The following is a 19,717-nucleotide window of genomic DNA, read 5'->3' on the forward strand; positions in this document are numbered from 1 at the left end:
ATTAACGAGCGTTCGGATGTAATGGACCAATGATGAGAGCGGTCACATCGTTTGCAAAGCGCACAAAGTCGGTGAATATTCACGGAAATTCCGCGAATGCGGACGTTCGACCATGTCAGAGGGCTTACGCAGTCCTCGCGGCATCGACGACGAAGTCGGTGAAAGTTTGGGCAACACGGCTCGGGAGGGCGTCCTTGCGCCAGGCGAGCACGACCGGAACGGGTTCCGGAGTCGGGTCGACTATGGGCAGCAGGACGAGTGCCCGGCCCTCGTAGGTGACGTCGACGGCAGGCCGCTGCACGAGCAGAGTCCACCCCAGTCCGCGGCCGACGAACGATCGCGCCGTCTCGAAGGTCTGGGTCCGGTACGCGATGGACGGGGTGAAGCCCGCCTCGGCGCACACCCGCAGGGCGTGCCCCGAACTCGGCGGAGCGTCGAGGAGCACCATCGGTTCGTCGGCGAGGTCGCGCAGGCGTACCCGCGAGGCGCCGGCGAGGGGGTGATCGGCCGAGACGAGCACCATGGGCTCACGCACGTCGAGGGTGACCGTCTCGAGTCCCGGTTCGAGATCCAGGTCGTAGAGGAAGGCCACGTCGAGTTCGTGTGAGTCGAGCAGCATCCGCAGACGAGTCTGGGTGTCCTCGCGGAAATCGACGTCGGCCCGGGGATGGGCGCGGGTGAACTCGGCGATGAGAGCGGGCAACAACGTCGGGGCGAGTGAGAGGTAGCACCCCACCGCCACAGGCCCGACGACGTCGCCCGCCTCCGAACGCGCATCGCTCTCGAGTTCGCTCGCGTGGTGCAGCAGCATCTTCGCCCGTTCGAGCACCGCGTGACCGGTCGGCGTCAGCTTGACTCCGCGCGCGCGTTGCCGGACGAGGAGCTTCACCGCGAGGGCCTTCTCCAGATCGGTGATCGCGGAGGACACCGCCGAGTGCGACATGTGCATCGCGTCGGCGGCCGCGGTGATGGTGCCCCACTCGGCAACGGCGACGAAGGCCGCGAGTTGCCTGATCGTGTAGTTGGGCACCGCGTCCGTCCTGGGCATGCTCCTACCGTAGCCCCGGGCCGGGGACGCTCAGACGAACCGGAACAGCGGTGGAATCACGACGACCGCCAGCGCCGCCCACCCGAAGTAGACGGGCAGATACCGCATCTGCCACCGCTCGACGGCTGCGAAACCGGCGCGTCCCCGCAGAAACGACACACCGAGCCGGGCCGCCCACACCAGATTCACCATGAGGACGAGGTTCAGGCCGAGCGCGGTGACCTTGTTCGCGGTGAAGCCGAACTCGGCGATGCGCGAGGCCATCGCGGTGAGCATCAGCAGATCGACAGCGAGCGCCGCGGCGATCAGCACGACCTGCAACAGATCGAAGACGTCCGGTGCGGCATGCGGGTCGCGGGCCGAGATGGAATACAGCAGGAGCCCGAGTACGAGCACGAGGATCAGGTCCATGAGGATCAGCAGGCCCCGGTCGACGTCGACGACGCTGTGGGAGGCGACCACCGCGACGAACAGCGCGACCAGCATGAGGATCGTGACGGGTGTGAACACCCGGGTGAGTACGGGTGCGATGTTCTCCACGACCTGCTGTTTCGCTTCGACGAGCCACGCCGCGACGACGATCGCTCCGGCCGGTGCGAACGGGACGATCCACTGTTCGAAGAACGGTTCGAGGTCGATCCCCAGGGCGCTGAAGGCACCGGCGGTCAGCCCCATGAGCACGCCGCCTCCCAGCGCGAGCAGCGCCAGGTACACAGCCCATTCCCCGGTGAAGCGCACGAAGTCCATGCGTCGGCGATGGGAACGCCATTGCCCTGCGACGTAGGCCGCGCCCACCACGAACCACAGGACGACCGGGGCGTGGATCGCCGCGATGACCTCGGTGGCACCACCCGGCTCGAAGGGGAACACGTTGAGCACGACCGCCGAGAGGACGAACGGAACGGCAAGAAGCGCACTGCTCTTCGGGCTCATCTCCCGTTTCCACGCGAAGTACAACGCGAGGAACGGCAGGACGAGCACGGCGGCGTTGCGCAGGAGCGCGGTCTCCGGGAGCCACTCGAGCCCGGCCCGCACGGCCAGTCCGGCGCCGAGCGCGCAGGCGAGGACGACCGCGAGTTCTCTGCGGCGACGCGGGGTTCCGGCTTCCTCTCCGCCGTGGCGGGTGAGGACGAGTTGCTTCCACAGGCGGTCGGAGTGCTCCTGGGCGAACTCGTGGGAGATCTCGTCGAGACCTCCCATCCTGCCGACCGCGACCAGGAACGCCTCGTCGGCCGTCAATCCGACCGACACGAACTCCGAGATCTGTTCGCGGAGATGGTCTTCCATTTCGTCGATGTCGGAGGGCGAGATCACCCGGCGGTCGGCGACGTAACTGCGCCAGCCGGCGATCCGGGATTCGAGGTGCGCATCGAGTGTCATCACGACCACCCCGGTGCGGCCGCGGGAGGCAATTGGGCCGACTGCCACACCTGGTGCAGCGCGTCGGCGACGACCGTCCACTGCGCCGCCCGTTCGGCGAGGACCTCACGACCCGCGTCGGTGATGGCGTAATGCTTGCGGCGGCGCCCGTTGTCGGCGACGCGCCAGGTGGCGGACACGTGCCCCGCCCGCTCGAGGCGGTGCAGGAGGGGATAGAGCATCCCGTCGGTCCATTGCATCCGGCCTTGCGACAGCTCGTTGACGCGTTTGATGATCGCGTACCCGTACGACTCGCCCTCGGCGAGGATGCCGAGCACGAGCGGGGTGGCGGAGGCGGCCACCAGATCCTTCTCGATGAACATGTCGCCCTCATACCTAGAAGTTCTATGGATAGCGGTGACCCTAGCAGAGCTAGGTATGCGAACCGTGCGTTCTCACATCTTCGGTACCGGAACTCCTATTGCTCGTCGCCGGTCTCGGCAGCGGGCGCGGACTCGTCGGAGCGATTCCACGTCTCCGTCACCCGAGCCCGGCCGCGTTCGAACACGTCGCCGAGGACTCCCCCGACCGCCTTGAGCGGACTGCTCATCGAGTCGAGAGCCTCGGCCACCACAGGGTCCTCGTCGTCGAGCCAGCCGGCCTCGTCGGCACGGCACGCCCACCGGAAGTCGTCGAAGTCCTGACGCAGACCCGCGAGCACCTTCGTGGTCCGTCCCGACGACAGACGACGGACGACCTCGATCGGAGTTCCCTCCGCGAATCGGGCCAGTGCGGCGCGGGCGCGGCGGAGCAACGCCGCATCCTGCGTGAAGTGGTCGGACAGAACCTGCCGTGCGGACGCCAGCGCGTCGCGCAACTCCTCGTCACGCGTGCGCGCCAGGTGCACGCGATGCCACAGGAACAGGCAGTCCTCGACGATCACGAGCAGCTGGAGCGTCTCCCCCAGCGCTCCTTCCGCCGCCACCTTCTGCAGCAGTTCGATGTGCTCGCCCACCGTCGCGTCGAGCCCGAGATCGTCGAGCGACGACGAGACGTGACCGCGCAGACGGATCACGGTCTCGGCGAAGACGGGGCCCACCTCGGCGATGGCCGACCAGTCCCTGTCGGACAGACCGCCGGTGTGGTCGACGATCGATGCCGCTCTGGTCAGGGTGTTGTGAGTGGCGACGATGTCGCCGGCCGGGGGTGCCCCGGCCAGGTCGAGCACACGGTCGACGGTTCCGGGTGCCGCATCCTCGCCTTCGAGCCGCACGACGGCGGCCTCCACCGACGCGATGGCTCCGCGCAACGCCTCGAGGACCGCGTCGGGAGCGGTGGGGACTGCGGCGGCAGGTTTCGACGTGTCGGCCATTCCTCAATCGTGCTACGTCCGAGGTCCGGATGCATCACGTCTCCCGATCAGTTCGCGACGCGCACCCAGGCCTGCTCGAGCAGCGCGACCACCTCCGTCTCCCGGCGGGCGCGGTAGGCCGACAGGATCCGCCGCGGACGCGACTCCCCGTCGAGGCCGAGGGCCGAGGCAAGTGCCGCCGCGATCCGCTCCTCGGGGACGGTCTCCGGTTCGGTGTGGCCGATGAGCGAGAGCGCCTTGCGCAACGGTTCGGCGTTGTCGGCGACGGTGCGCAGCGGCAGGACGTCGAACCGGCCGTCGGTACGGATCTCGAGCAGCAGCTCGTTGTCCTCCTCCACGCCGACGTCCTCGAGGAACCGGCGGATCGAGGACAGGAGCGGCGCCGGTCCCGTCCAGCGCAGGGTCTGCCCTCCCAGGCGGGACGGCAGCACCACATGCCCACCCGGCGCACAGCCGGCGATCGTCGCGACGGCGGACGGAACCGTGAACTCGGCTCCCCGCAGGTGGTCGCGCGTCGCGGGGATCCGCAGCCGCCAGGCGTCGCCCAGCCGGTACAGGCGACGCGTGCGCTCGGGCACGGCGATCGGGACGTGCGAACGGTGACGACGCCGGACGCGACCGTCGACGACCTCGAAATCTCCTCCGCCTGTAAATGTTCGGGCGGAGTCCTCGGAGATACCGAACCGGTCGACGAGCGCGGCGACCACCATGTCGCGATCAGCGCTTCCCCCGCGGGCGTCCACCAGTCGCGCGATGCGGTTGCGGATGGCGATGACCACGTCGACGTCCCACTCGGCCAGCGCCCAGCGTTCGCCGTCGGACGCGAAGCGCTCGTCGTCGGCGAGTTCGGAGACGAGCGTGTGGACGTCGGCGTTGACACCCATACGCGCGACGAGCGTGTCGGCGGTCAGCGGATCGCCGAGCACCTCGAGGACCTGGGCGGCACGACCCGCGAGTCCGGCGGGCGGAGACAGCAGTCGGCCTTCGAAGGTCGTCGTGCCGCAGTACTGCGTCCACGCCTCGAACTCACCGTCGGGAAGTGACCACACCGCCTTCACCGCGGCCGGCTCGACCACACCGTTCGGCGATTCGAACTCCGAGAGCAGTCCCCGTGTCTGCTTCTCGGCGTCCGGCAGATCCGGCACGGCGATCCACCCGTCCGCGACCTCGAAACGATCGTCGAGCCGGTGCAGCACTCGCCACAGGGGCACGTCGAAACCCGGCACGGTCCGGTTCAGCACCGGGTGGGCCCGCACCATGCGGTCGAACGACGCCACCGGTCGCACGTCGACGCGCAACGCCGCCAGCAGGTCGCCCACCGCCGTGCCGAACGGGAAGGTGGACGGCCCCGCCGGATCGTCGACGTCGTCGTGGACGCGGCGCCGCAACGCGGCACGCTCCGCGTCGGGCAGTCCCTGCAGGTACTCGGTGAGCTCGGCGATCGGATCGGACGGCGCCGTCACCGGAAGGTCTCGGGCGGTGAGCGCCCGCAGACGGGCCGCGGCGTCCTGGATCTCCTCCGGCGCTCCGTCGTCGATCACGGCCTGCAGGAGGGGTGAGTCGTCCCGACCGCACACCCGGCGCCACCGTGCCAGCGCGGCCAGGTCGTCGAGGAGCAACACCGCAGCGGGCACCCGCGCGGCACGCGGATCGGTCTCGAGGGTGGACGGCTCGCCGAGCACCGTCGCGACGAGCGCGGCACAGACGATCTCCTCCACTGCCTCGCGGTCGGCGCCGCGGACCCCGAGCAGATCGGCCGGACTGCGGCTGAACAACTCGGCCGTGGTGGGTGCGTGCGGAAGGCGCGCCACGAGCGTCGCGGCGGCCGGACCGAGATCGAGTGCGGCCACGGGAACTTCGTCCTCACGCAGCAGAGCGTCCGCGAACCGCAGCTCAGGATGGTCGGTGACGTAGATGTGGGCGAGTTCGGCGCACAGTTCGGGGATCTCGGTGTGCTCGGAGGTCGTGGCGGGCGACTCGTTCTCCCACCATCGGGAGGACGACACGAGCGCGCCGAGCGCAGCGGTGCGGGCCGAACCGTAGCGGTCGAGCCACGGCATCAGATCCACCCAGCGACGGCTGTCGAGTTCGCCCACCGACATCGCACGAGACCACAGCGACACTGACCGTTGCTCCTCTTCCACGCCCGGCGGAGGCCGCGGGCCCCCTCTCCGGCGTCGACGCCGCACTCGTGCAGCGCGTCTGCGCGAGGCGCCCTCGACCCGGGCGCCGTTCCTCACCCTACATTCCGACAGTCCCGTTTCCCGTCAGGCGACGCCAGTGTCGGAGACCTCGCGCGAGGGGATGCCGGAGGCTGTCAGGTGACGGCGATATCGGAGTCCGAGTCGTCGCGCGCCTCCGGGCGGAGGCGCAGCAGGACGAGTCCCGTCACCGAGGCCACGATGAGAGAGGCCACGAGTCCGTTGACGTGGAGCGCCCGGACGGCGACCACCGCCCCGGCCAGTCCCCCCACCAGAGCGATCCAGAGCAACACTTTTCCCAGGACCGAAGCCATGTCCCCGCACCTTCCGGCAAGTCACGATCAGAACGGTGAGGATAGTGTCATCTGTCACAGACCTTGCGAAAGTCCTCCGGTGTGTCGACGAAGCGTGCCCGCGCGGTGACCGGGGCATACTGGCGGTTCGACACGGTGGGGTCGGGCAGGAACACGACGGGGAGGCGGAGCAGTGGCGGGACCGACGAGTGACCGAGCACGCACGGACGTGATCCTGCGCGACGTGACCCTGCGCGACGGCCTCCAGCTGACCGGCAAGCTGCTGCCCACCGAACGCAAGGTGGAGATCGTGCGGGCGTTGCTCGCGGCGGGAGTCCCCGAACTCGAGATCGGCTCCCTGGCCCGCGCCGACCTCGTGCCGCCGATGGCGAACACCCTCGATCTCGTCGCGGCACTGACCGAGGAGGAACTCGACCGCTGCTGGATCTGGGTCGCCACGCCGCGTCACGTCGAGAAGGCGATCGCGGCGGGGGCCCGCCGGTTCCAGTACTGCTTCTCGGTATCCGACGCCCACAACCGCGCCAACATCGGCCGCGACACCGAGGACAGCATCGCCGCGATGCCGGCGGCGATCGAGCGGGCCCACGCCGCCGGCGGCAGCATCCAGTTGTGCCTGGCCACCTCGTTCACGTGCCCGTTCGACGGGCCGGTCGACCCCGACCGGGTCGTCGAGATCGCGTGCGACCCACGCACCGACGGAGCCGCCGACATCGTCGTCGCCGACACCCTGGGGCAGGCCGTGCCCGGGCAGGTGTCGTCGCTGGTCGCGCGACTGGCCGCCGAATCCCCCGACCGACGGATCGTCTACCACGGACACGACACCTGGGGCCTGGGTGTCGCCGACAGCCTCGCCGCGATCGACGCCGGCGCGACCGTCGTCGACGGTGCGCTCGCCGGCCTCGGGGGGTGTCCGTTCGCGCCGGGTGCGAGCGGCAACACCGCGAGCGAGGACCTGCTGTTCGCGACGCGTCCGTCGTGGCTGGACCCGGAGGTCTTCGGCGCCCTGGTCCGCCTCGGTGAGGACATCGTCGCCGAACTGGACGAACCGAACCGGTCGCGTGCCCGGCAGGGCGCCCGCTCGGAGGCCGAGGCATTCGACTGGGTGCTGCGGTGACGCGCATCCTGATCGCCCCCGACAGTTTCAAGGGCACCTACACCGCCGTCGAGGTCGCCGATGCGATCGCGGCCGGAGTGGAGAGTGCCGGGCACACTGCGATCCGGATGCCTGTCGCGGACGGCGGCGAGGGCACACTCGACGCGCTCGCCGAACCACTCGGTCTCACCCGGACGGACGTCGAGGCCGTGAACCCGTGGCACGCACCGTGCCGCGGGCTGCTGGGAATGTCGCCGGACGGGACGGCGGTCGTCGAACTCGCCACGGCGAGCGGCATCACCACCCCGCACGACGGTCCGCGTGACGCCGTCACCGCCGACACCTACGGCACCGGCATGGTCATGGCGGACGCCGTCCGACGCGGGGCGCGGCACATCGTCGTCGCTGCCGGTGGATCGGCGACGACCGACGGTGGTGCGGGCGCGATCGCCGCGATCGACGAGCGGGGTGGGCTCGGCGACGCACGCGTGACCGTGCTCTCCGACGTCACGACCCGCTACACCGACGCTGCACGGATCTTCGGGCCGCAGAAGGGTGCCGATCCGGCCGCCGTCGCACTGCTCACGCGCCGCCTCGAGGAGACAGCGCTGACGCTCCCGCGCGATCCGCGGGAGGTGGACGGCACGGGTGCGGCCGGTGGCTTCTCCGGCGGCATGTGGTCGCGGTTCGGTGCCGAACTGCGCTCGGGCGCCGACTTCGTGCTCGACGCAGTGGGTTTCGACGACGCAGTGCGCACCGCCGATCTCGTGGTCGTCGGCGAAGGACGGCTCGACGGCCAGTCGCGGGCGGGCAAGATCGTCTCGGCGATCCTCGCACGCTGCGGCAAGGTGCCGGTAGTCGCGGTGGTCGGTTCCGTCGGCGACGATCTCGGCGACTATCGTGCCCGGTTCGAGGAGGTCGTCGTGGCGTCCGATGCCGCGGCGCTCACACGCGCGGGTCGCGCACTGCGCCCCTGAGCGGCACAGACGAGCGACCTGCGAACGATCACGGCGCAGTGGGTCGTGCGCTGCCGCACGGGTTTTCGGTGGCCGTCGTCTCCGGCGACGGCGTCGGGTCGACGTCCGGATCGGAGGCGCGGGCCGGCCATGAAGCCGGTCGTGCCACGGAACACGGGTCGGCGACGGGTGTGCGATCGGGCGACGGCACCGGCGACGGTGGTGGTGCGACCGCGGTCTGCAGTCCGGGGGCGGAGCGCTCCGCTTGCACACCGCTGCTCACCGCGACCGCCAGTCCCCCACCCAGCAGGGCGACGAGCGCGACGAGTGTGGCCAGCAGGACGGTGCCGCGACGACGATTCGTGGACGTGGCAACGACCGTCGGGGCACGCCGGGCCGCCGCGACCAGCGCCGCGCCGGTCGCGCGATGCCAGGGCACCCCGTGGGGCGTCACGAAGGGAACACCGAGAACGGTGGCGAGTTCCCGGGCCGGACGGGCGTCGCCAGGACGCAGATCGAGGAATACCACGGCGTGGGGCGAGGTTCCGGCGCGGGCGACCGCTTCGTCCATGGCCTCGGGCAGGGACTGCGTGTAGGGACCGAACTCGTCGCCGTCGGGGCTGACCGTGGACAGCACCGTGCCCGAGGGGACGTCGACCATCGACGCCGACTCGACGCCGTAGGTACGGGTGTGCAGGGCCAGGACGGGCAGCTCCGCCAACTCGGGCGCACCGGCGAGGAACGCCAACCGCGCATCGTCGAGCAGAACCGTGTCGACGTCGACGTCGAGCACGGCCCGGACGGCCTCGGTGACCGGTTCGGCATCCTCGTCGTTCTCGGGACCCATCACCACCGCGGCGGCGGACAGGGTCAGCGACGCCGCGGACGCGCGTTCCGCCATCGCGGAGGCCGCAGCGGCGGCGGCCTCGGCCGGTGTGTCCCCGGGTGCACCGAAACCTCGCTGGGAGTCGAACGGACCGAGACTCGGCACGTCGGCGTCGACGAGGACCGCACACACTTCACCGTCGTCGACGGAGATGCCGAGCATCGGGCGCATCTGTTCGTCCCTCCACGGCTGCCAGCACGAATCACGACGAGCCGAGCGGCCGTCGCTCGGACGAGCCTAACCGACACCGGGGCCTACTTCCGGTAACAACCGACGGTGAGTCCGACGCTCGCGGCGACGTAACTTCCGAAGGTGATGTAGGAGCCGTCGGCCGCGAACATCCGGACGGCGAAGCCGGTGTCCGGGGGAAGTATGTGCCGGCCGTGGAAGCCGGCCCGCGCCGCCGTGTGCTCGAAGACCCTGGCGGCACGGTCGAGTTCGTCCACCGGCACCGGTCGCCCCGATCCGTGGATCGGAAGGTGCACCGTGACACCCGAGGCGCCGTCGGGCAGCGTGCATCCGGCGGTGGTACTCGCGTACTTCGGTTCGAATCGGACCCCGGGGAACTCGGCGGACAGCGCCGTGAGGACGTCGCGCTGCACAGCGGTGTAGAACTCGACCGCGCCCGCGCTGGTCGCGGCTACCGGCTCGGGCATCGCGACCGGCGTCACCGTGGTGGTGCACGCGGTCACGAGCGGTGCCAGCAGGGCGACGCACAGCCCGGCGCGGATTCTCGGCATGGCGGTCACGGTGTACTCCGTTCTGCGGTGCCCGCGACGACACCGGCGATGTGGTGGGAACTCGACGTTCCAGGGGCGAGATACGAGCTGTGGCCGGTGATGCCCGCGAGCGGGGCACCGGCCGAGGTGATGCCGGGGCCCGCGGGAAGATGGGTGAGACCGTCGAGGAAGCTCGGGTCGCCACCGAAGGTGCCCACGTCGGCGACGATGTCGCAGTCGGCTTCGACGAGATAGGCCGATCCGGGTGGGATACGCAGGTCGCCCACGTCGCCGGTCCCGATTCCCGGAGCGCCGGCGAACACCGCCGCATCGGCCACACCGGTGTCCTTCAGCGCCAGGCCGGAGACGACCGCTCCGTACGAGTGCCCGACCGTCGTGATGCGCGGGTCGTCGTTGCGCGACGCCGTGATGCCGTCGAGGAAGCCGGCGAGCCGAGGAGCGGCGATCCGGGCGGCGAGGTCGGAGGCGGGACTGCGTTCGGTGAATGCGAGACCCCAGCCCCATTGGGGAGCTTGGTAATTCAACCAGGTGACGGCCGCGACCGCGGGTTCGCTGCCGGAGTCGTCGGTGAGGCGGAGCCGAGCGGAGTCGCGCAGGGCCGCGACCTGGGCGTCGTAACCCTCCAGATTGCCCTGCACGGTCGAACCCGCGCCGGGGACGAAGACGGCCACGTGCTCGGCGGTGTCGACGTCCCCGACGGCGACGGCCGCCATCGCCTCACGTCCGGACAGGTCGAGGGCGAGGAGTTGCCGGTCGCCGTGGGCGAGGGTCGCGTCGATCGCGTCGAGGGCCTCGAGCTTCCGCAGCGTCTGCTCCAACCCCGCGTCTGCGTCGGTGAACAATCCCGTGACGCCGAGGCTCGCGACCGCAGTGCCGCCGAGGAACATCGCGTCGAGTTCGGCCTGCAACCGCGCCGCGACCGATTCGAGTCGGCGGCGTTCGCCGTCGAGCAGAGCGCGATTGGCGAGATCGCGAGCCGCAGCCGGGATTCCGTCGAGCGCACCGATCCGCTCGGGATGCTCGGCGACCAGCGCGGTGCGTGCCGCCCCGTCGAGCCCGTTCCACCATCGCGCGACCTCGAGGGGGTCGGCGCCCGGATCCGGCAGGGCCGGCACCGGTCCGGATCGTGGGAACGCGGTATGGATGCCTTCACCGCCTCCGGGAGCGGTGTCCGCCGAGTCGGATCCGTCGCGCAACCGAGCGGCGGCCTCCCGGTCCAGAGCATCGGCGCGGACGAGCAGGGCGCGCACCGGCGCCGCGAGCAGTTCGTCGTCGTCGAGGACGCGACCCCGCGCCGCGGCCCGGGACCGCAGTTCGCCCAGTTCCGCGTGCAGTGCCCGCAGTCGCGGTACGACGAACCGCGCGCACCCGGCCGCCTGTCGATACGACTCGGCCTGCGCCGCGAGCTCCCTGCTGCGCGAGGACGATACGGACCACGCCCTGTCGTGCGCCGCACCCCGCCAGGTGCCTCCGAAGGACGCCCACCGCAGGACGTCGCCGGACACGGCGTCGACCGCGTCGGCGCACAGCGCGAGTTCGGCCGCCAATCGGTCGAGCGCATCCGGGTCCCAGCCCGCCAGATCGTCCACCCGCACACCACCACCCCCTGCCGAGGAACCGTAGGGGGCGCCGACGACGACCGGCCCGCGGAATGCTCCGCGGGCCGGTCACTGTGGACAACTCCACTGCTTGTGGACAACTCGTGTCCGCAAGGCACTTCTCGTGTCTACATGTCGCTGCTGTCTACATATCGCTGATCGCGTCGAGTGGCGGGGTCTTCGCCGCCCGCTGCCCGGGCCACAGCGCCGCGAGCACACCGATGATGCCGGACGCGACGAGCATGCCCACGACCTGCGACCACGGCACCGAGATGATGTCGAGCCCCTGATCGGCGAGCGTGCGCACGAAGGCCCAGCCGAACGCGAGACCGAGCACGACACCCACGACCGCACCGAACACCGCGATGAGCAGCGACTCGAGATAGATCGTGCGGCGCACCTGGGCGCGTTGCATGCCGACTGCGCGGAGCATGCCGATCTCCCGCCGTCGCTCCACCACCGACAGCGCCAAGGTGTTGACGATGCCGAGGATCGCGATCACCACGGCGAGGGCGAGCAGGCCGTAGAGGATCGCGAGAAGCGTGTCGATCTGCTGTGCCTGCTGCCCCTTGAACTGTTCGCGGTCGAGGACCTGCACGATCACGTAGTCCTTGACGGAGTCCTCGATCGCCGTGCGCACCTGCTCCGACTCGTCGACGGTGTTCATGAGAACCACGAGCGCCGAGCGGTTGGTCGGCGGCGTGAACTGCTCGAACAGTTGCTGCGAGATCACCCACGGACCGATGAGCTGGTTGTCGGTGAAAATGCCGGCGACGGTGGTGTCGACGGTGTCGCCGTCACGGCTGGTGAGCGGGACGACGGACCCCACCTGCCAGCCACGATCGCTCGCCGCGGTCCGGGACACCAGGATCTCGTTGCCGGTCACGTCGACGGTGCCCGCGGTGATCTGCAGGTCGAGGACGTCTTCGAGCGGCCCACCTGCGGCGGCGCCGAACTCGAAATCCTGGTCGATCTTCGCCTGGACTCCGTAGACGGGCACGACCTCCTCGACGCCGTCGACGGTGCGTACGGCATCCGCGGCGGGCGTCGGAACGCCGAACATCTGAGGTCCGGTGAGCATGAAGTCCGCCTCGACGCCGTTGTCGACGAGCGAGTCGACACTCGCCTTCGCCGACGAACCGAACACGCCGATGACGGAAACGAGCATCAGGCCCAGGGTGAGGGCGAAGGCCGTCGCGGCGGTGCGCCGGGGGTTGCGGGTCGCATTGGTGCGCGCGAGCCGGCCGATCGATCCGAAGGGTCGGGCGAAGACGGCACCGAGCGCGTTCACGACGGGCCGGGACAGCGCCGGCGCCGCGAACAGGACCGACAGGATCAGCAGGAAGGCGCCGATGCCGACGGTCGCGGCCGCGCCACCGCCGACCTGCTGGGCGCCCACCACGACCAGAGCCGCACCAACGATTGCGCAGAGCACACCGATGATCGTGCGGAGTCGCAGCGATTCGACCGTCGCCGTGGATTCCTCCCGCATCGCGGCCACGGGCGGAACGTGGGTGGCGCGCCGGGCCGGGGCGTATGCACTGATCATGGTCACGACCACGCCGACGAGCAGCGCGACGATCACGGTGCGCGGGGACAGCTGCAGCGGGCCGGACGGCAGTCCGAGATCCGCGGCGTTCAGTGCCGCGCGCAGGCCGTAGGCGAGGGCGACACCAGCGGCGATGCCGATGACGCTGCCGATCAGGCCGACGACGAAGGCTTCGAGGGTGACGGACCGGCCGACCTGCTTGCGGCTCGCGCCGATCGCGCGGAGCAAGGCGAGTTCGCGCAGTCGCTGGGCGACGATCATCGAGAAGGTGTTGTAGATGATGAACGTGCCGACGAGCAGTGCGATCGCGCCGAACGCGAGCAGGAAGTAGTTGAGGAAGTTCAGTGCCTCGGAGACCTGCGACTTGGTCTCCTCGGTGACTTCGGCACCGGTCTGGACCTTCAGATCGGGCAGCGCCGCCGCAACCTCGTCGCGCAATTGGTCGGGTGAGAGCGACCCGTCGCCCGCGACGTCGAAGAAGCCCACGTGCCGGCCGTCGGTGAACAGCTGGGACGCCTGCTGCTCGGTGAACAACGCACCGAGATAACCACCCGTATCGGTGTCGAGCTGGTAGATGCCGCTGATGGTCACCGGCACCATCCCCTGGGAGATGGTGAGCACCGTCGTGCTGTCACCGACCGAGAGATCGCCGCGTTCCGCCGCGCTCTCGTTGAGCGCGATCTGCCCGTTCTCCGCGGGCGGTGCACCGGCGACGAAGACCTCCGGTTCGCCGACGAGACGGTCGGGCGGGATGTAGGCGTAGCCCTCGGCGGGCGCACCTCCGGTCTGGATCGCGGCGCCCTCGGAGTCGAGGACGATGATGCCGCCACCGATCGACGGGGAGACCCGATCGACGCCGGGGAGCGCGGCGACCTCGTCGACGGCCTCGATCGGGACGCCGCTGGTGCCGTATTCCTCCGTGCTGACCCGAACGTCGACGCCCTGGGCGACGTCGCCGAAAATGTTGTCGAAGGTGCGCTGCAGCGTGTCGGTGAAGACGAACGAGCCGGTGATGAAGGCCGTGCCGAGCACCACGGAGAGCACGGTCAGAGCGAGCCGCACCTTGTGGGCGGCGAGGTTGCGCAGGGCAACTCTGCGGATGGGATTCCCACTCATCGCGGTATCTCCTATTCCGCCACGGGTGCCGCGGAGGCGGGATCGAACTGCTTCATCCGGTCGAGCACACGTTCGGCCGTGGGTTCGCGCATCTCGTCGACGATGCGTCCGTCGCCGAGGAACACCACGCGGTCGGCGTAGCCGGCCGCACGCGGGTCGTGGGTGACGATCACGACGGTCTGGTCGAACTCGTCGACGGCGGCCCGGAGGATGGAGAGCACCTCGCCGGACGAGCGGGAGTCGAGATTGCCGGTCGGCTCGTCGCCGAAGATGATCTCGGGCCGGCCGGCGAGGGCACGCGCACACGCGACGCGCTGCTGCTGACCACCGGACAGCTCCCCGGGGCGGTGTCCGAGGCGGTCGGTGAGACCGAGACGGGTGACGACGGTGTCGAGCCATTCCTGATCGACCTTGCGGCCCGCGATGTCCACCGGCAGGGTGATGTTCTCGAGCGCGGTGAGGGTGGGAACGAGGTTGAAGGCCTGGAAGACGAACCCGATGCGGTCGCGCCGCAACTGGGTCATCCCCTTGTCGGACAGGGTCGTCAGATCGGTGTCGCCGATGAAGACCGCTCCGGAGGTGGCGCTGTCGAGACCTGCGAGGCAGTGCATGAGGGTCGACTTGCCCGATCCGGAGGGACCCATGATCGCGGTGAACTCACCGGCGGCGAAGTCGGCGGTCACGCCGTCGAGGGCGTGTACCGAGGTTTCTCCGCTGCCGTAGATCTTCTTCAGGTCCTGGGCGCGGGCTGCTGGGGCCGAGTGCAGTGGCATGCACCCATCTTCCCGGTGCCGGGACTTCGGCACCATCGGGGAGGACCCCGATCTTCGATTCGGGGATACGGGCGTATGCCGGGGCGAGTGCCTCAGGCCCAGCGTGCCTGGCCTCCGTCCAACGGGATCGTCGCGCCGGTGAGGTAGCGTGCGTCGTCGCTCACAATCCACACCACGGCGCGGCCGATGTCCTGTTCGGGGTCGCCGATGCGGCGGAGCGGGATGGAGTTCACGAACTCGGCGGCCTCGTCCGGATTCGTCTCGGTCCACCATTTCAGGCCCGGCGACAGGGCGTGCGGGGCGACGGCGTTGACGCGGATGCCGTCGACGCCCCATTCGGAGGCCGCAGTGCGGGTCAACGATCGCAGTGCTTCCTTGGTCGAGGCGTAGCCGCCGTAACCGCTCGCGTCCCAGCGCACCGCGGCGGAGGTGACCATGTTGACGATCGAACCGCCGCCGCGTTCCTTCATGATCGGATGGACGAGTTGCATGGCGTGCAGCGCGGCGAGCGGACCGGTCCGGTACGCCTTGTCCAGCACGGCCGGCTTCAGGTCGAGCAGCGGCCCGAGCGGGTTGAAGCTCGCGTTGTTGACGAGGATGTCGATGCCACCGAGCAGGTCGACCGTCCGGTCCACCGCCACGGTGATCTCGTCCGGATCGGCGATGTCGCACACGACCGGCACCGCAGTGCCCCCGAGAGCGCGGATCTGCTCGACAGTGTCCACCAGTTTCGCTTCGGTCCGGCCGGTGACCGCGATCGCCGCGCCTTCGCGGGCCAGCGCGAACGCCACTCCCTGACCGATCCCCTGCCCCGCCCCGGTGATCAGCGCGACCTTGCCGTCGAGTGTGCCCATGCGTCGTCTGTTTCCCGTCGTTCGTCGTGTCGTCGAATGCAACGAGTCGACCAGATTCCGGGTAGGTCCGGGTGTTGTGGTCCCGGTCGCCGGGACATCCCCCTACCCTGTGGGGCATGCGGATAGGTGCGCACGTCCGGCAGGACGACGATCCCATCGGTCAGGGCGAACATCTCGGCGCCGATCTGGTGCAGGTGTTCCTGTCGGACCCGCAGAAGTGGACGAAGCCCGGTGTGCATCCGCGCACCGAGCAGATCCTCGCGTCGGATGTCGACGTGGTGGTGCACTCGCCGTACGTCATCAACGTGGCGAGCCTGAACAACAGGGTGCGGATGCCGTCACGCAAGGCCGTCGCCGATCATGCCGAGGCGGCCGCGCGGATCGGCGCGCTCGGGCTGGTCGTCCACGGTGGGCACGTGCGCGCGGGTGAGGACGTCGCCGCCGGAGTGGAGAACTGGCGCAAGCTGTTCGAACGTCAGGAGGACAAGGGCGGGTTCGGGGTGCCGATCCTCGTCGAGAACACCGCGGGCGGCGACTTCGCGATGGCACGCTACCTCGACGCGATCGGACGGCTGTGGGACGCCGTCGGCGACTATGGTCCCGGCTTCTGCCTCGACACCTGCCATGCCTGGGCCGCTGGGAGGATCTCGTCGGTATCGTCGAACGGGTGCGCGCGGTCACCGGCCGGATCGACCTGGTGCACCTGAACAATTCGCGTGACGAGTTCGACTCGGCCCGCGACCGGCACGCCAATCTCGCCGACGGGCAGATCGATCCGCAGTTGCTCGCGGAGATCGCCGTGCAGGCCGACGCACCGATCGTGCTCGAGACCCCGGCGGAGGGGCTCGCCGACGACATCGCCTTCCTCCGCGAACACTCCTGACGACGCACTCCGTTCCGCAGGTGCACCGTGCGCGGACGGATGCACCCGGTCGACAGCGCGCCTCTGTCTCCGGACGGAGCATACGTTCCGCGAAGGCTGCGGTCATGCCTCGGGCAGCTCACCCGTGAGATACCGCTGGATCGTGGGGGCGACGATCTCGACGAGCTGCTCCGACGGCATCGAGGCGAGTGGTTCGAGTCCGATGATGTAGCGCACCAACATGATTCCGGTCATCTGGGTGGCCACCAGCTCCGCGCGCAATCTGCCGGTGCCGACGGGACGATCGATGCGCTCGAGCAGCGGCGCGAGCGCGACCTCCAGTAGGAACGAGCGGATCAGACCGCTGTCGCCGCCGGTGATCTGCGCACGGAACATCGCGACGGCAGCGTCGCGGTGCGGGGAATCCCACACGCCGAGAAGGGCGGTCGCGAGAGTCCGGCCGAGTTCCCGGGACGGGGCCGCGTAGACGGGGGCGAGGACGTCCCGCGGATCGACGGGCAGCGCGATGGACGCCGTGAACAACTGCAGTTTGGTGCCGAAGTAGTGGTGCACGAGCGCCGGGTCCACGCCGGCACGGGCCGCGATCGCACGTACCGTCGTCTTGTCGAATCCCTCGGCGGCGAACAGTTCCCGTGCACTCGCGAGGATCTCGTCGCGAGCGCCCGAGTTTCCGGGGCGGCGGCCGGGGCGCCGGGGCCCGGCGACGTCGGTCACGGGGTGCGGCGGCGCAGTGTCGCCGCACCGAGCGCGAGAGCCGCGGCAGCGAACGCCGCGACGACGACCAGATCCCGCACCATGACGCCGGTGACACCGGGGTTCACGGTGATCTCCTGCAGGGCCTCCACGGCGTAGCTCAACGGCAGCGCGTTGCTGATCCAGCGCAGCCAGTCGGGCAGAGCTTCCCGGGGGACGAGCAATCCGCACAACAGGAACTGCGGGATGACGATCACCGGCATGAACTGCACGGCCTGGAACTCGGTACGGGCGAATGCACTGCACAACAACCCCAGGGAAACACCCAGTACCGCGACGAGCACCGCGACGACCAGCACCCACAGCACCGAACCGGCGCTGGTGACGTCGAGCAACCAGAAGGTCACCACGCACGCGAGGCCGGCCTGGACGGCCGCCGCGACCGAGAAGGCGCTGCCGTAACCGGCGAGCAGATCGAGTTTCGTCAGCGGCGTGCTGAGCAGTCGTTCGAGAGTGCCCGAACTGCGTTCGCGTTGCATCGCGATCGAGGTGACCAGGAACATCACGACGAACGGGAGGATCCCGAGCATCGTGACGGCGATCCGGTCGAACAGCGAGACTCCGCCCGGCCCGGTGGGCACGTTCTGGTACATGAAGTACAGCAACGTCATCAGCAGGCTCGGGACGAGCACGATCATCGCGACGGTGCGATGGTCCGTCCGCAGCTGACGCAGGATGCGCGTGGTCGTGGTGGCGTAGATGACGGCGCTCACGGTCGTGCTCCCGTCCGGTTCCGGATGAGTCGGAGAAAGGCGTTCTCGAGGCCCGTCTCCCCTGTCTGCTCACGCAGTTCGGCCGGGGTCAGCCGGGCGACCAGCCGGCCCTCGCGCAGCAGGACGAGCTCGTCGCAGTGGTCGGCCTCGTCCATGACGTGGCTCGACACGAGCAGTGTGGTTCCGCGGTCGGCGAGCGCACGGAAGTGTTCCCACAGCTCGGCCCGCAGGAGCGGGTCGAGCCCGACGGTGGGTTCGTCGAGGACGAGAAGTTCGGGATCGCCCACCAGCGCGCATGCGAGCGACACCCGTCCCAGTTGGCCGCCGGAGAGGGCCGACGTCCGGTCGCGGGCGTGGTCGGTGAGCCCGACCGCCGCGACGGTGTCGGCGACCGCGGTTCCCTTCCGTCCGTAGAGGGAGGCGAAATAGGAGACGTTCTCGGCGACGGTCAGGTCGGGGTAGACGCTCGGCGCCTGGGTGACGTAGCCGATGCGGCGGCGCAGTGCGGCGTTGCCCGCGGGCAGACCCAGCACGGTGACCGTGCCGGATTCGACGATCTGGGTGCCGACGATCGTGCGCATCAGGGTGGTCTTCCCGCAACCCGAAGGCCCGAGCAGGCCGGTGATCGAGCCGCGCGGGACCCGCACGCTCACGTCTTCGAGGGCTCGGTGGATGCCGCGCCGGACATGCAGGTCGCGGATGTCGACGGCGTCGGAGGTGTGGTCGACGTTCATGATCCACTCAATTCATCGAGTGTTGAAATCATCTTCGGATGAAGTGTGCGCCGCATGTCTCGATCCGGTCAACCCCCGCGAGCGTCGGCAGGGCCGTCCTGCACCCCGACGTACCATGAGCCCCATGAAGCACACGCGTCTCGCCCTGGCCGTCACCGCCACCGCTCTGGTCCTGGCGGGATGCTCCGCCGGCGCCGACCAGCCCGCGCCCTCCCCCGCCGTCTCGGTCGACACCCCGACGTCCTCGGCTCCCGAGACCACCTCCGCCGACGTCCCGCGCGACGCGCGCGACAAGGTCTCCCCGGCCGGCGAGGACGCGAAACTCACCGTCGTGGACATCCGCACCGGACGGCACGAGGGCTTCGACCGCGTGGTCTACGAACTCGGTGGAGAGGGCGCGCCGGGATGGCGGGTCGGCTACGTCGACGAGGCGATCCAGGACGGCAGCGGCAACGAGGTCGCCGTCGCCGGCGATGCCGTGCTGCAGGTGCTCATCGACGGCTCCGCCTATCCGTTCGACAGCGGGGTCGAACAGTACGACGGCCCGAATCCCGTGCTCGCCGAACCCGGCGGATCGGTGGTCGAGGTCAACGGGGCCGGGGTCTTCGAGGGCGTCACCCAGTCGTTCATCGGCGTCGCCGCACACGGCACCCCGTTCTCGGTGTATTCCCTCACCGGGCCGACCCGTGTGGTGATCGACGTGGCGCGCTGACGTCTCTCCCTGTCGTGGCTTCCGCCTAGGCTTGACCTCGAGCGCACTCGAGGTCCTAATCTC

Annotated in this window: 18 protein-coding genes and 1 pseudogene; 4 read left to right on the forward strand and 15 right to left on the reverse strand. The window is 69.7% G+C overall.

Going from position 1 to position 19,717, the window contains the following annotated elements:
- Positions 1–124: 124 nt before the first annotated feature.
- The 6 genes from GON09_RS10850 to GON09_RS10875 all read right to left on the reverse strand — a co-directional run bounded on the left by GON09_RS10850 (position 125) and on the right by GON09_RS10875 (position 6,294).
- A complete protein-coding gene (locus GON09_RS10850; protein WP_213931803.1) occupies positions 125–1,048 on the reverse strand; it encodes a LysR family transcriptional regulator in 924 nt (307 codons plus the stop codon).
- 30 nt (positions 1,049–1,078) lie between these two features.
- Positions 1,079–2,428 (reverse strand): permease prefix domain 1-containing protein, encoded by a 1,350-nt coding sequence (locus GON09_RS10855; RefSeq protein ID WP_213931804.1) that lies wholly within the window; start codon positions 2,426–2,428, stop codon positions 1,079–1,081.
- Positions 2,428–2,790 carry a PadR family transcriptional regulator gene (locus GON09_RS10860; RefSeq protein WP_064065106.1) on the reverse strand — a complete coding sequence of 121 codons (363 nt, stop codon included), beginning with the start codon at positions 2,788–2,790 and terminating at the stop codon, positions 2,428–2,430. Before GON09_RS10860 ends, GON09_RS10855 begins: the two co-directional genes overlap by 1 nt.
- 95 nt (positions 2,791–2,885) lie before the next feature.
- Positions 2,886–3,779: a hypothetical protein gene (locus tag GON09_RS10865; RefSeq protein WP_213931805.1), complete on the reverse strand. Its 894-nt coding sequence runs from the start codon at positions 3,777–3,779 to the stop codon at positions 2,886–2,888.
- A 47-nt stretch (positions 3,780–3,826) separates the two neighbouring features.
- A complete protein-coding gene (locus tag GON09_RS10870; protein WP_213931806.1) occupies positions 3,827–5,902 on the reverse strand; it encodes a hypothetical protein in 2,076 nt (691 codons plus the stop codon).
- 194 nt (positions 5,903–6,096) lie between these two features.
- Positions 6,097–6,294, reverse strand: a complete 198-nt coding sequence (locus GON09_RS10875) for a hypothetical protein (RefSeq protein WP_213931807.1) — start codon at positions 6,292–6,294, stop codon at positions 6,097–6,099.
- Positions 6,295–6,502: 208 nt separating this feature from the next.
- Between GON09_RS10875 and GON09_RS10880 the strand changes: the two genes are divergently transcribed.
- Both GON09_RS10880 and GON09_RS10885 read left to right on the forward strand, forming a co-directional pair.
- On the forward strand, positions 6,503–7,408 hold the full coding sequence (locus GON09_RS10880) for a hydroxymethylglutaryl-CoA lyase (protein WP_213934403.1): 906 nt from the start codon (positions 6,503–6,505) through the stop codon (positions 7,406–7,408).
- A complete protein-coding gene (locus GON09_RS10885; RefSeq protein ID WP_213931808.1) occupies positions 7,405–8,364 on the forward strand; it encodes a glycerate kinase in 960 nt (319 codons plus the stop codon). The genes GON09_RS10880 and GON09_RS10885 overlap by 4 nt, the downstream gene beginning before the upstream one ends.
- Positions 8,365–8,392: 28 nt before the next feature.
- Here the strand turns inward: GON09_RS10885 and GON09_RS10890 are convergent, their stop codons facing one another.
- The 6 genes from GON09_RS10890 to GON09_RS10915 form a co-directional block, all read right to left on the reverse strand.
- Entirely contained in the window at positions 8,393–9,400 is a 1,008-nt protein-coding gene (locus GON09_RS10890; RefSeq protein WP_213931809.1) for a hypothetical protein, read from the reverse strand.
- Between the two features lie 83 nt (positions 9,401–9,483).
- A complete protein-coding gene (locus tag GON09_RS10895) occupies positions 9,484–9,969 on the reverse strand; it encodes an LppA family lipoprotein (protein WP_213931810.1) in 486 nt (161 codons plus the stop codon).
- A gap of 5 nt (positions 9,970–9,974) precedes the next feature.
- Complete coding sequence (locus GON09_RS10900) at positions 9,975–11,558, reverse strand: alpha/beta hydrolase (protein WP_307854354.1); 1,584 nt, start codon at positions 11,556–11,558, stop codon at positions 9,975–9,977.
- Between the two features lie 154 nt (positions 11,559–11,712).
- A complete protein-coding gene (locus tag GON09_RS10905; RefSeq protein ID WP_213931812.1) occupies positions 11,713–14,232 on the reverse strand; it encodes an ABC transporter permease in 2,520 nt (839 codons plus the stop codon).
- A gap of 11 nt (positions 14,233–14,243) precedes the next feature.
- Complete coding sequence (locus tag GON09_RS10910) at positions 14,244–15,005, reverse strand: ABC transporter ATP-binding protein (protein WP_213931813.1); 762 nt, start codon at positions 15,003–15,005, stop codon at positions 14,244–14,246.
- 92 nt (positions 15,006–15,097) lie between these two features.
- Complete coding sequence (locus tag GON09_RS10915; protein ID WP_213931814.1) at positions 15,098–15,859, reverse strand: SDR family NAD(P)-dependent oxidoreductase; 762 nt, start codon at positions 15,857–15,859, stop codon at positions 15,098–15,100.
- A 116-nt stretch (positions 15,860–15,975) separates the two neighbouring features.
- Between GON09_RS10915 and GON09_RS10920 the strand changes: the two are divergent.
- A pseudogene (locus GON09_RS10920) lies at positions 15,976–16,742 on the forward strand (deoxyribonuclease IV).
- 102 nt (positions 16,743–16,844) lie between these two features.
- On the opposite strand, the gene GON09_RS10925 reads toward GON09_RS10920, so the two are convergent.
- From GON09_RS10925 to GON09_RS10935, 3 genes are read right to left on the reverse strand one after another with little or no spacing between them, the layout of a single operon-like run.
- Positions 16,845–17,456: a TetR/AcrR family transcriptional regulator gene (locus GON09_RS10925; RefSeq protein ID WP_213931815.1), complete on the reverse strand. Its 612-nt coding sequence runs from the start codon at positions 17,454–17,456 to the stop codon at positions 16,845–16,847.
- A complete protein-coding gene (locus GON09_RS10930; protein ID WP_213931816.1) occupies positions 17,453–18,208 on the reverse strand; it encodes an ABC transporter permease in 756 nt (251 codons plus the stop codon). Before GON09_RS10930 ends, GON09_RS10925 begins: the two co-directional genes overlap by 4 nt.
- Entirely contained in the window at positions 18,205–18,942 is a 738-nt protein-coding gene (locus GON09_RS10935; RefSeq protein WP_213931817.1) for an ABC transporter ATP-binding protein, read from the reverse strand. The genes GON09_RS10930 and GON09_RS10935 overlap by 4 nt, the downstream gene beginning before the upstream one ends.
- A gap of 124 nt (positions 18,943–19,066) precedes the next feature.
- Here GON09_RS10935 and GON09_RS10940 point away from each other — a divergent pair, with 124 nt between their 5' ends.
- Positions 19,067–19,654: an AMIN-like domain-containing (lipo)protein gene (locus GON09_RS10940; protein WP_213931818.1), complete on the forward strand. Its 588-nt coding sequence runs from the start codon at positions 19,067–19,069 to the stop codon at positions 19,652–19,654.
- The last annotated feature ends 63 nt before the right edge of the window (positions 19,655–19,717 follow it).

It is taken from the genome of Rhodococcus sp. B50 (assembly GCF_013602415.1).
Lineage (GTDB): Bacteria > Actinomycetota > Actinomycetes > Mycobacteriales > Mycobacteriaceae > Rhodococcus.